General features: G+C 67.0%; 11 protein-coding genes. 3 read left to right on the top strand and 8 right to left on the bottom strand.

Annotated features, from left to right (window positions below):
* Positions 1 to 122 precede the first annotated feature (122 nt).
* The 7 genes from ABZS29_RS28065 to ssd form a co-directional block, all read right to left on the bottom strand.
* A complete protein-coding gene (locus ABZS29_RS28065; protein ID WP_355466162.1) occupies positions 123 to 539 on the bottom strand; it encodes an Rv3654c family TadE-like protein in 417 nt (138 codons plus the stop codon).
* Between the two features lie 6 nt (positions 540 to 545).
* Positions 546 to 908, bottom strand: a complete 363-nt coding sequence (locus ABZS29_RS28060; RefSeq protein WP_355466160.1) for a TadE family type IV pilus minor pilin — start codon at positions 906 to 908, stop codon at positions 546 to 548.
* A gap of 61 nt (positions 909 to 969) precedes the next feature.
* The gene (locus ABZS29_RS28055; protein WP_355466158.1) at positions 970 to 1,203 is read right to left on the bottom strand and encodes a DUF4244 domain-containing protein; all 234 of its coding nucleotides are present in this window, start codon (positions 1,201 to 1,203) and stop codon (positions 970 to 972) included.
* A gap of 95 nt (positions 1,204 to 1,298) precedes the next feature.
* On the bottom strand, positions 1,299 to 1,826 hold the full coding sequence (locus ABZS29_RS28050; protein ID WP_355466156.1) for a type II secretion system F family protein: 528 nt from the start codon (positions 1,824 to 1,826) through the stop codon (positions 1,299 to 1,301).
* 268 nt (positions 1,827 to 2,094) lie between these two features.
* Positions 2,095 to 2,895: a type II secretion system F family protein gene (locus ABZS29_RS28045; RefSeq protein ID WP_355466155.1), complete on the bottom strand. Its 801-nt coding sequence runs from the start codon at positions 2,893 to 2,895 to the stop codon at positions 2,095 to 2,097.
* A gap of 58 nt (positions 2,896 to 2,953) precedes the next feature.
* Complete coding sequence (locus tag ABZS29_RS28040; RefSeq protein ID WP_355466154.1) at positions 2,954 to 4,114, bottom strand: TadA family conjugal transfer-associated ATPase; 1,161 nt, start codon at positions 4,112 to 4,114, stop codon at positions 2,954 to 2,956.
* Positions 4,111 to 5,277, bottom strand: a complete 1,167-nt coding sequence (ssd, locus tag ABZS29_RS28035; protein WP_355466152.1) for a septum site-determining protein Ssd — start codon at positions 5,275 to 5,277, stop codon at positions 4,111 to 4,113. Before ssd ends, ABZS29_RS28040 begins: the two co-directional genes overlap by 4 nt.
* A gap of 106 nt (positions 5,278 to 5,383) precedes the next feature.
* Between ssd and ABZS29_RS28030 the strand changes: the two genes are divergently transcribed.
* The 3 genes from ABZS29_RS28030 to ABZS29_RS28020 all read left to right on the top strand — a co-directional run bounded on the left by ABZS29_RS28030 (position 5,384) and on the right by ABZS29_RS28020 (position 11,253).
* The gene (locus tag ABZS29_RS28030; RefSeq protein WP_355466150.1) at positions 5,384 to 7,129 is read left to right on the top strand and encodes a glycosyl hydrolase family 18 protein; all 1,746 of its coding nucleotides are present in this window, start codon (positions 5,384 to 5,386) and stop codon (positions 7,127 to 7,129) included.
* A 28-nt stretch (positions 7,130 to 7,157) separates the two neighbouring features.
* The gene (locus ABZS29_RS28025) at positions 7,158 to 8,699 is read left to right on the top strand and encodes a cellulose binding domain-containing protein (RefSeq protein ID WP_355466148.1); all 1,542 of its coding nucleotides are present in this window, start codon (positions 7,158 to 7,160) and stop codon (positions 8,697 to 8,699) included.
* Between the two features lie 94 nt (positions 8,700 to 8,793).
* A complete protein-coding gene (locus ABZS29_RS28020) occupies positions 8,794 to 11,253 on the top strand; it encodes an exo-alpha-sialidase (RefSeq protein ID WP_355466146.1) in 2,460 nt (819 codons plus the stop codon).
* Here ABZS29_RS28020 and ABZS29_RS28015 read toward each other — a convergent pair.
* Complete coding sequence (locus ABZS29_RS28015) at positions 11,242 to 12,129, bottom strand: LysR family transcriptional regulator (protein ID WP_355466144.1); 888 nt, start codon at positions 12,127 to 12,129, stop codon at positions 11,242 to 11,244. The two genes, ABZS29_RS28020 and ABZS29_RS28015, sit on opposite strands and share 12 nt — an antisense overlap.
* Positions 12,130 to 12,171 lie beyond the last annotated feature (42 nt).

The following is a 12,171-nucleotide window of genomic DNA, read 5'->3' as shown; positions in this document are numbered from 1 at the left end:
CGCGGTATCTCTACCAGATTGCGACCAGATCGCGACCGCCCGGGCACTCCCAGCGACCAACTGCCTGCCGCCACTCCGGAACCGCACGCCACTTCGTGCGCCCCGATCCGACCGTCCGCGGCCTAGGGCAGCGGGCCAGCTCGGGCGGTGGTGGTGAGAGTTGGGGTGGGGATGAGGGGAAGCCGGATGGGGAGGGAGACCTGGATGGTGACGTCGGTGGGGGTTGGAGTGCAGGCGGTGAAGGTGACGTTGTTGGCGGTGGCTGCTCGGGCTGCTGTCGCGCAGGGGGATGCGGTCAGGGAGTAAGCAGCACTGAGGGCGGTCAGGTCGGCTGCGGCGGCGAGCTTGTGGCGGGTTGTGGAGATGGTCGCCCAGAGGATCGCTACGGCGAGTGCGGTACTGAGCAGGAGACATGCGGTGAGGACGTGGATCGTCCCGCTGCCTCGGTCTGTGCGTGCGTGCCGTTTCGCCGTACGGCGTCGTGTCGGCCGGGCGAGCTGTTCGCGGCCCGTCTGTTCGCGCGGTTTGCGGGACCACATAGGCGTTCATCTCCGAGCAGGTTGGGTTGGTTCGGGGTGGATGGTGGCTTGGGTGGTTTGGGTGGGGGCGGGGAGGAAGGGGGCGAAGGCGCGGGGGATGGCTTTGACGGTGACTTGGATGGTGGGGGCGGTTCGGTAGGTGACGGTTGTGTTGGGTGGGGAGATTTGGCGGATCAGGGATTCGACTTGGGTTGGAGAGTCGCCGCGGGCCAAAGCTCGGGCTACGTCTCGGGAGACGTCGATGGATTGGATCTTGGTGATGACGAGGCCGGTGCACCAGATGCCGGCCAGGAGGAGCGTGAGCAGGAAGGGGAGGGCGACTGCGGTTTCGGCAACTACAGCGCCGCGTTCAGAGGTGGGGCGGGGCATGTGAGCTCCGGTGGTTGGCTGAGGTGGGGCCGGCCGCTGTGAGGGCGGCCGGCCCGAGGGGTTAGAGCTCTAGGCCCTCTACGCCGGCGAGCTTGAGGGCGTAGTTGATGAGGTGCTTGAGGGCGTTGAGCATGACGTCGGACTTGAGGAGGGTGACGAGGATGCCGCCCAGTCCGCAGGCGGCGACGATGGTGACGGCGTACTCGGCGGTGGCGGCGCCGCGCTCGGAGCGGGTGCGGCAGTGGCGGAGCCGGCCAGGGGTGGTACGGCGGGCGATGGTGCTGGAGTGGGACATCGGGGAAGCCTCCTGGGTTGGTGTTCTTGTCAAGAAGATGCAGTGGACGAAGGGGTTTTCGACGAAGAGTTCTGGGGCTGTGGACAACTAGTTGCCTAGGGCATCGTTGTGAGGTAGGGGACCAGAGCGTCGGCGATGGTGGGGATGATCGAGAGCAGGACGAAGGCGGGGAGGAAGCAGAGGCCGAGCGGGAGGGCGGACCGGGACTCGATCGTTCGGGCGTACTGGTCGGCGGCGTGGTGGTGGGCTTGGCGGGTGTCGTCGGCGAGGCGCTCGAGGGTTCGGGACAAGGGGGCGCCCGAGGTCAGGGAGCGGTCGATGGCTCGGGCCACTGCGGCACAGGGTGGTTCGGTTCGGAGGAGGGCCCAGGCGCCTTGGGGGTCGGCGCCGAGGGTGAGGCGTTGGGCGACCTCGGCCAGGAGGTCACCGAGTGGGCCCTGGATGGCACTGGCGACAGTGATGAGGGCTTGTTGCGGCGGCCGGCCGGCTCGGAGGCAGGCGGCCAGGAGTTCGATCGTCAGGGGGAGGTCGTTGGCGATGGCTGTGCGACGTCGCTTGGTGGCTGCGGGTTCTAGGCGAGCCAGGATTCTCGGGATCAGGTAGTAGGCGATCGCTGCTGGCAACAAGCCCCAGGGTGGATGGACGAGAACCAGCAACGCACAAGCCGCAACTGCAGTGACGAGGCGATGTGCTCTTGGTGGGCGAGGTCGGGTGGACTTGGCTGGCGTGAGACGACGGAGATCGGCGGGTGCTCGGAACAGCAAGCAAACAGCGGCTGCGGCAGCCGAGGCTGCCAAGAAGGCATTCATCACGTGCCCGCGTCGCGCGAGGCGGCGAACAAGGTCGGCGTCATGCGGCTCGCGTTGTGGGCGGTAGCTAGCAGGGTTGGTGTCATGCGGTTCTCGTTGCTAGGCGGGTGGTCCAGTGCAGACCTAGGGCGGTGAGGGCGAGACCTGCGGTGAGGCAGAGCCAGCCGGGTGGGGTTGCGGTGAGGAACTGCAGGGGGTTGGCGCCGAGCGAGTAGCCGAGGGCGATGCCGAAGAGTGGCAGGGCGGCGAGGATTCGGGCTGAGGAGCGGGCGCCCGCTAAGCCTGCTGCGGTTTGGCGGTGGATGGCTTCGTTGGCGCGGAGTGAGTCGGCGAGGCGTTCGGTGAGGGCGGCGAAGGCGGCGCCGGACTCTTCGGCTACGCGCCAGGTTGCGGCGAGGGCGTGGAGGCCCGAGCTGCCTGGAGTCTGCGCTGCGAGCTCTAGTGCGGTCGGTACGTCGCCGCCGAGTTTGGCTGTGGCGTGGGCGGATCGGAGCTCGGGGACGATCGTGGCGGCGCCGCCCAGCGCATCGATGGGTGGGCGGCCGGCGGCCAGGTCCGCCGCGAGGACGTCGAGGGCTTCGATCACGGTGGTACGGCGGGCCGCTTCGGCGGCTCGCTGTCGTTGCTGGCGCCACTGTGTGAGAGCGAGCGTGGCGATGACGGCGATAGCGCCGACGGAGAACAAGAGCTGAGGGCTCAAGACCAGCAGGACGAGCGCAATCGGGAGAACAAGCAGGAAGTTCCGGCGACGCGCAGCGGACGGCCGAGTAGAGGCGACCGGTCGAGGTGGGCCGGTACGCAAGCGCTGCAAGGGGTCCAGCGGAGACGGGAACAAGAGATGGAGAGCCAGCAGGAAGCAGAGGACAGCGAGGAAACGGCTCATGCGGCTCCTTGAGAGACAGCGGGTGTGCAGCCGGAGAAAGGCAGCCAGACGGGGCGGGCTATGCCGCGGCTTGCGGGGTTGGGTGCATGAAGCGAGCTGCGGACGGATGGAGGGTCGGGGGACCGACGAGCGGGAAGTCGACGGCTGGGCGGGTGATGACCTCGCCGCTGGGTAGACGGTCCAGGACGTGGATTGACGTCAGGCGGCGATGACCACTCGGACCACGAGCCAGGTGGATGACTGCCTGCAGCGCGGACGCGAGCTGACTGTGGATCGCCTCGCGAGGTAGGCCCGCCAACGCACCCAGAGCCTCGATACGAGCCGGTACGTCGGTGGGCGAATTGGCGTGGATCGTGCCGCAACCGCCCTCGTGACCGGTATTGAGCGCAGTCAGGAGATCGACGACTTCGGCACCGCGCACCTCGCCGACGATCAAGCGGTCCGGCCGCATCCGCAGGGCTTGCCGCACAAGATCGCGGAGCGAGATCTCGCCGTTGCCTTCGACATTGGGCGGACGAGCTTCGAGCCGCACCACATGCGGATGGTCCGGGCGCAGCTCACTCGCGTCCTCGACGACGACCAGACGCTCACTGGGATCGGTGGCAGACAGCAACGCGCTCAGCAGCGTCGTCTTGCCTGTGCCAGTACCGCCGCTGATCAGGAAGGCGAGACGCGCAACCAGAAGATCGCGAAGGAGCGCGGCGCCTTCGGGCGGAAGGAATCCGGCCGATACCAGCGAGTCCAGCGTGAAGACATTGTCCGCGGGAACACGCAACGACAGACACGTGCCCGGAGCAGCGATCGGAGCGAGGACGGCATGGAAGCGCGTCCCGTCCTGCAGCCGTACGTCGACGTACGGCGTGGCGTCGTCGAGCCGTCGACCGGCGGCAGCGGCCAGTCGCGTGGCCAGCCGACGGATCGCGGCGTCATCGCCGGTCTGGACGAACACACGCTCCAGACCGGAGCCGCGGTCGATGTAGACCTCGTCAGGACCGTTGACGAGGATGTCGGTGATACCTGGTTCGGCCAGCAGGCTGTCGAGCGGACCGGCGCCAAGTGCCTCGCGGTGCAGAGCGGCGACAACCGCGAGGACGGTGGAGTCGCCGTAGACGCCGCCGTCGGCGCGGAGTGCGGCGGCGACCCGGGCCGGCGTTGGTTCGCCGCCGGTGACTGCCAGGTGGTCGCGCACCCTGCTGAGCACAGCAGCCGAGATGATCATGCGGCTGCGCCAAAGAGATCAAGGAGGGTGACGGCAGCTCGAGCCAGGGAACCGCGAGGATTCGGGTCGAAGCGGCCCTGATCCATTGCGGCGGGCAGATCGCGTTCATCGGCAAAACTAGTTGCTAACGGCAAAGATAGATGTGCCGCAGCCTCGGCGGCGGGGATCGCGGGTCGGTGCGCCGAGCGGGCGATGACGCGAAGATCACCCGCGACCTCGGCCAACGGCCCGGCCAGCCGTTTGGCCGCAGCGAGCGAACGGATGTCGCACGGGACGACCAGCAAGGTTGCGGTCGCGCGGACGAAGGCTTCCTCGACGGCAGGATCCGGCCGGCGCGGAAGATCCAGAACCACCAAGTCATTGCTGCACTGAGCGGCATTGAGGACCGAGCGCATGGTTTCCGGCGGCAGCGCAGTGACATCGGATCGGTCCCACGACAGAACTGGCAGGCCATTGGCCGTCGGCAGCGCCGAGCGAAGAGCCGTAGCACTCACCCGGCCGGCAGCACTGAGCAGCTCGGGCCAGCGCTGACCAGGATCGCGTTCGATGCCTAAGGCAAGCTCTATGCCACCGCCCAGCGGATCACCGTCGATCAGCATGGTCCGCAGACCACGGCGATTGCCGGACAACGCGACGGCGGCAGCCACGGTGGTCGCACCCGCTCCCCCGCAACCACCGACGAAGGCGAGCGTGACGGCCGAGCGGATGGCGCCGTCCAGCGTGTCCACCAACCGTCCGGACAGCGCGGCCTCGTCGACAGGTAGCCGGAACACTTCATCCACACCGATATCGAAGGCGTGGTGATACAGCTCGTCAGTTCCCGGACCGGCACCGGCCAGGACCACGCCGGCGCGGCGCACCGGCGTCGTACCGGCCAGGCCGGGCGCCAGGTCGTCGCCGATGATCACCAACCGGCAGGTGTGCCACGCACGCCGCAGACCATGCAGATCGCGCTCGACGTGGGGCGTGATCGAAGCCGCCGCGGCCAGCCGGAGCAGGTCGTCAAGCAATCGTTCGTTGGTAGTTGCCATGAGCACCGATGGGGGAAGCGCTGTGGGGTTCATGCCAAGAAGATGCAGGAGTCGCCGGCGTTCCGGACGGCCCAGTACGAGCCTGTGGACAACGCGATTGTCGGGTTTCCGCCAGCAGCGGGTATCCGCCACACCGAGCCCGCGACCAACCCGGCAGAAACAGTTAACGTTCCTTTCGAAGTGTCTTTAACTAAATTTTCCCGGACGCTTTCCCCGCCCCAGTTCCGGAGGACCGCCCATGAGTCGATTGCGTTTTCTCACCGCTACGGCCGCAGTGGCCGCTACTGCCCTGGTCACCGCCGCCGGCGTCTCGCTCGCGAGTGCCGAGCTGCCCTCGGCCGCACCCGCAGCGCGAGCCGACGTGACGGCACCGGCCGCCGCCGGCGGCGTCAAGACCGCCTACTTCACCCAGTGGGGGATCTACGCCAACGGGTTCTACCCGAAGAACCTGGTCACCACCGGCGCCGCCGCCAAGCTGGACTTCCTGAACTACGCGTTCGCGAACATCCACCCGACCAACCACACCTGCTTCATGGCCAACAAGGCCGCGTCCCAGGACGAGAACAACCCGAGCGCCGGTGACGGCGCCGGCGACGCGTTCGCCGACTACGGCAAGTCCTACGGTGCGGACATCAGCGTCGACGGTGTCGGTGACGTCTGGAACCAGCCGATCCAGGGCAACTTCAACCAGCTGAAGAAGCTGAAGGCCAAGCAGCCGAACCTGAAGATCCTGATCTCGATCGGCGGCTGGACCTACTCGAAGTACTTCTCCGACGCGGCGTCCACCGACGCCAAGCGGAAGGCCTTCGTCAGCTCCTGCGTGAACATGTTCATCAAGGGCGACCTGCCAGTGGTAGACGGCTTCGGCGGCCCGGGCAGCGCAGCGGGCATCTTCGACGGCGTGGACATCGACTGGGAGTACCCCGGCTCGCCGAACGGCCATGTGGGCAACCACTACAGCCCGGCGGACAAGCAGAACTTCACACTGCTGCTGGCGGAGTTCCGGTCGCAGCTGAACGCACTGGGTAGCGCGAACAGCAAGCGCTACTACCTGACCGCCGCCACACCGGCCGGGCAGGACAAGATCGCCACGATCGAGACCGACAAGATCGGGCAGTACCTCGACTACAACAACGTGATGACGTACGACATGCACGGCGGCTGGGACGCCACCGGGCCGACCAACTTCCAGGACCCGCTGTACCAGGCGCCGAACGACCCGAGCACCCCGATCCCGCCCGGTACGGCGAAGTACTCGATCGACGGCGCGGTGAAGGCGTGGACGACCGGCGACCCGGCGTACGGAATCGCCGGCGGGTTCCCGGCGAGCAAGCTGACCATCGGGTACCCGTTCTACTACCGCGGCTGGAAGGGCGTGCCCAGCACAGCCAACGGCAAGTACCAGACCGCGACCGGACCGGCCGACGGACATGCGCTGAGCGGCAACGTCCCCGGCGTCTCGTTCTACAAGGAGCTGACCGGCTTCGTCGACAACCCCTCGGCGACGTTCTGGGACGACACCACCAAGTCGTCGTGGTTCTACCAGGGCGGCACGTTCTGGACCGGTGACAACGCCCAGTCGATCAAGGCGAAGGCGGACTACGCGCACTGCAAGGGTCTGGCCGGCGCAATGATGTATTCGATGGAGGCGCTCGACTCCGGCGTCACACTCTTCAACCACGTCGTGAACGCGGTCAACGCGGACACCCCGGGCTGCAGCGGCCCCACGCCGACTCCGACCCCCACACCAACTCCCACCCCGACGCCGACGCCTACTCCCACGCCGACGCCGACCCCGACGCCCACTCCCACCCCGACCCCGACTCCGACGCCCCCGACGGCCACCCCGTGGGCGCCCAACACGTCGTACGCAACCGGCGCACTGGTGAGCTACAACGGCCTTACCTACAAGTGCATTCAGGGCCACACGTCCCTGACCGGCTGGGAGCCGCCGAACGTCCCCGCACTCTGGGGCCGGGTCTGATCACGCACCGCCCACTGATCGGAGCATCATGAAACGCATCTCGATGGCGATCGCAGCCATCACCGCAGCAGTAATCGCTTTACTCGTCGCACCGTCCGCGAACGCGGCCGGAGTCTCTGCGACCTTCACGAAGGTGTCTGACTGGGGCAGCGGCTTCGAGGGCAAGGTCACCATCAAGAACGACACCACGAGCTCACTGAGCACCTGGTCGGTCGCACTCGACTTCCCGTCGGGCTACACGATCTCCAGCTCGTGGGACGCAACGCGGAGCAGCAGTGGGCAGACGCACACGTTCACTCCGCCCGGCTGGGCCGGACCGTTGGCACCGGGTGCCAGCGTCTCGTTCGGCTTCAACGGCAGCCCGGGGAACTTCCCCGGTCTGGCTGCCTGCCGACTGAACGGCGGCTCGTGCGCCGGCGGTGGCCCGGTCACGCTTCCGGGTGCACCGAGCGGACTCTCCGGTACGTCGACCGCCTCGACCGTCAGCCTGTCCTGGTCCGCAGCCAGTGGTGCCGCGAGCTACAACATCTACCGCAACGGCTCCAAGGTCGGTACGTCGACCGGCACGTCGTACACGGACTCCGGTCTGACCGCCAGCACCAGCTACAGCTACCAGGTGAGCGGTCAGAACAGTGCGGGCGAAGGCCCGAAGACCGGCTCAATCTCGGTGACCACCAAGGCCGGTACCGACCCGGTGGGCAGCCGGCGGGCAGCGCCGTACCTGTACATGGGCTGGGGCGACCCGCCCAACCCGCAGACCGTCATGAACGCCACCGGCATCAAGTGGTTCACCATGGCGTTCATCCTGTCGTCCGGCGGCTGCAACCCGGCCTGGGACGGCGCCCGGCCGCTGCAGGGCAGTGCGGACGCCACAGCGATCGCACAGATCCGTGCGGCCGGCGGCGACATCGTTCCGTCGATCGGTGGCTGGAGCGGTAACAAGCTCGGCCCGAACTGCAGTACGCCGGAGGCCCTGGCCGGCGCCTACCAGAAGGTGATCAGCGCCTACGGCCTGAAGGCGATCGACATCGACATCGAGAACTCCGACGAGTTCGAGAACGAGGCCGTCCAGGACCGGATCCTGACCGCCCTCAAGATCGTCAAGCAGAACAACCCGGGGATCCAGACCATCCTCACCTTCGGCACGTCGACCACCGGCCCGAACTACTACGGCAACCGGCTGATCGAGCGCTCCCAGGCCCTGGGCGCCAACATCGACGTGTTCACGCTGATGCCGTTCGACTTCGGCAGCTCGAACGTCTACAACGACACCGTCGGCGCTTCGACGGGTCTGAACAACAAGCTGAAGTCCGTCTTCGGCTGGACCACCGCCCAGGCCTACGCCCACCAGGGCATCTCCGGCATGAACGGTCTGTCCGACCAGCAGGAGATGACGACGACGGCGACCTGGCAGAACATCACCAACTGGGCCAAGTCCAACGGCCTCGCCCGGCTGGCGTTCTGGTCCGTGAACCGCGACCGCGGCTGCGCCGGCGGCGGCGTGGTCTCCAACTGCAGCGGTATCGCCCAGCCCGACTGGGAGTTCACCCGCATCACTGCAGGCTTCTGATCGACGGTACGGCGGCGTTCGGGTCACTCCGAACGCCGCCGTGCACGGCCGTCGAAAGGTTGGTCACCGCCGAATCGTCTCCGTAGCTTGAAGCATGCGTGCTCTCGTAGCGGTCACCGCTGTCGCACTGCTCTTCACCGGACTGACTCCGGCCGCCCAGGCGACATCACCCACGCCATTGCTCAACTACGCCAGCCCGGTCACACTGAACGGCACAACCGGGTACGTCGACCACACTGCGGACCTGAGCGCGGTGGCGGGACTAGGCAGCGGGACCATCGTGGCCCGCTTCAAGAGCACGTCGACGGCCAGTGCGATGACTCTGCTCAGCGCCTCCGACATCTCGGACCCGTCGAGCAACCTGACGCTGTCGCTGAACGCGAACACACTGCACTTCGAGATCCGCGAGAACACCGGTACGGCGGCCGCCTACCGAACCAATCTGAACTATCCGACGGTCAACGACCCGGTGGGCTCGTACAACGACGGCCGCTGGCACACCGTGGCGGTCACAGTTGGCGCCGACGGCACCAGAGTCTTCGCGGACGGCCACCAGGTGTACGCCGGTACGTCGACCGCCTTCTTCGACGACGTGACCGAGTTGGACGGCCTGTGGGTCGGCCGCAACGTCGACAACGGCGGTGGGCAGTGGTACTACAACGGCACCATCGACTCGGTCCGCGTCTACGACTCTGCGCTGAGTGCCGCCGACGTACTCGCTCTGAGTCCACCACCGGACGCGCGGCTCGCCTACTCCGTCAATCAGTCCTTCGACGGCGCAACGACGTACGTGGACAAGACGGGTGACCTGGCGGCGGTGGCGGGCTTGTCGAGCGGCACGATCGTGGCCAGATTCAACACATCCAGCAACGCACCGGCCAAGGCGTTGCTGTCTGCGGCAGACACTAGGAATCCGTCGTCGAACCTCACCTTGAGCATCAACGACGGCGCTCTGTACTTCGAGAGCCGCAACAACGGCACCTACAGCACGCGGCTCAGTTCGCCCGGCAGATACAACGACGGTGAGTGGCACACGATCGCAGTCACCGTCAGCGCCGCCGGCACCTTCCTGTACGGCGACGGCTACCGCACGGCGTACTCCGCCAACACCGGGTTCTTCGCTGCCGTCAGTGCGCTGAACGGACTGTGGATCGGGCGGAACGTCGACTCCGGCGGCGGCCAGTGGTACTTCGACGGCAGCATTGACCGGATCCAGGTCTATCCGGCCGCGCTCACCGACAGCGAAATCAAGAACGCAACGGCAACCGCACCGCAGACCCACCTGGCTCTGTTCGACAACGGCTACGCCAACTCGGCGAACTACCGCATCCCGTCGTTGCTGGTCACCTCTGCCGGCACCCTGCTCGCCGGAGCCGACCAACGCACCACCTCTGCCGCTGACTCCCCTAACGACATCAACCTGGTGGTCCGGCGCAGTACAGACAGCGGTACGACGTGGAGCCCGTCGCAAACACTGCTCGACTATCCCGGCTCCGGCGCCGATGGAGCCTCAGCAATCGACAGCGAGATGCTGCAGGACTCCACGACCGGTCGGATCTACCTGCTCGTCGACCACTTCCCCGGTGGTGTCGGTCTACCCAATAGCGTGGCGGGCACCGGGTTCGACAGCACCGGCCGACTGCTCCTGACCGACAACGCAGGCGCGTCCTACAGCCTCCACACCGGTGGCGAGGTCTACAACTCGGCCGGAGTGCTCACGACCTACCGCGTCGACAGTCAAGGCAACGTCACCAAGAGCGGTGCGCCAGCGGGCAACATCTATCTCAAGACCGGCAGCCTGCTCGAGGCCAGAACGTCGTTCCTGAAGCTCCTCTTCAGTGATGACGACGGCGTGACGTGGTCGACCGCCGCCGACCTCAACCAGCAGGTCAAAGCACCATGGATGAAGTTTCTCGGCACCGGCCCCGGAAACGGTGTCCAGCTTCGCAACGGACGACTGGTCTTCCCGGTCTACTACAGCAACGCCAGCGGAACGATGTCGAGTGCCGTCGTCTACAGCGACGACCATGGCGTGACCTGGCGCCGCGGCGAATCGCCCAACGACGGCCGCAGCTGGCAGGGCACGACCATCAACTCCCAGACCGTCACCGATCGCGCCGCCGATCTGACCGAAGCAGCCGTCCAAGAGAGACGCGACGGCACCCTGGTCCTGAGAATGCGAAACACCAGCGGTACCGGCAAGATCGCGGTCTCGTCGAGCACTGACGGCGGTGCGACCTGGGGCGACGTCACGTACGACGCGGCGCTGCCCGACGTGGTCTGCCAGCCTGCGGCCCTGAACTACCCCGGCCAAGAAGACAGGGTGCTCTTCGCCAACACCACCCGCGGCGGGCGCCAAGACGGCGTCCTTCGACTCAGCCTGGACGGCGGAAACACCTGGAAGCACTCACGCACGCTGAAAGCCGGCGGCTATGCCTACAACAGCATCGCAGTGCTGCCGAACGGCGACGTGGCCGTGCTGTGGGAGCTGCAGAACCAGGGGCTGTACTTCAGCAAGGTGCCACTCAGTTGGCTGACCAGCTCAGCGTCGTAGAACTGGGCGAGACCTGACGAATGCCCGGAACCGCTCGGCCGCGGGTGTCAGCTGTGCTCGGAGTCGCCAGGTCATGCCGATCTCGCGGAGTGCCTGTACGCCGGCCAGCGGCACCGCCACCGCGCCACTGTCGCTACCGCGGACCGCGCTGGTCGGGAGCACGGCCACACCGAGCCCAGCGCCGACCAGGCTGTCGATGGTGGTCAGATCGGTGGCTTCGAAGGCCAGGCGTGGTGTGAAGCCGGCGGCTTGGCACAGCTCGTCGCTGATTCGGCGGAAACCGAAGCCTGGCTGCAGTCCGACGAATGGCTCGGCTGCGGCCGCGGCCAGCTCTACGCGGCGGCGGCTTGCCAGCGGGTGTCCTGGTGGGACGTGCAGTGCAAGTCGTTGCTGTTCGAGCAGGTGCCAGCCGAAGCGCTCCGGGTCCGGCCGGGGCGCAGTGATGCCGATCTCCGCTTCGCCGCTCTCGAGGTCTTGCACGATGCCGGTCGACGCGCCCTGCCGCAGTGCGAACTCCGCGCTCGGTCCGACTGCACGGAACGCCTTCAGCAGATCCGGTAGCAGGCTGGACGCGACCGAGTGCAGGAACGCCAGCCGCACGATGCCCGACTCCGGATCGAGCAGCGCATCGATCCGCTGCTGAGCACTGTCGACTGCCGCAGTGCCGGCCCGCGCGGCTTCCAGCACGATCCGGCCGTAGGGATTGAGCCGCAGGCCGCGATGCTCACGCTCGAACAGCGGTACGCCGAAAGCATCCTCGACCCGGCGCAGTGACCGGGACAGGTTCGGCTGGCTCGTGCCCAGAGCGGCCGCTGCCGCCGTCAGGTGCTCGGTCTCCGCGAGTACGGCGAACCAGCGCAGATCCTCGACATGCATGCGAATACTGTATCGATTTCCGCCAAGATCGACATTTTACGT

Source organism: Kribbella sp. NPDC005582 (assembly GCF_040605415.1).
GTDB lineage: Bacteria > Actinomycetota > Actinomycetes > Propionibacteriales > Kribbellaceae > Kribbella.
The sequence above is the reverse complement of the archived record's forward strand: the minus strand, read 5'-3'. Positions and strand labels throughout refer to the sequence as shown.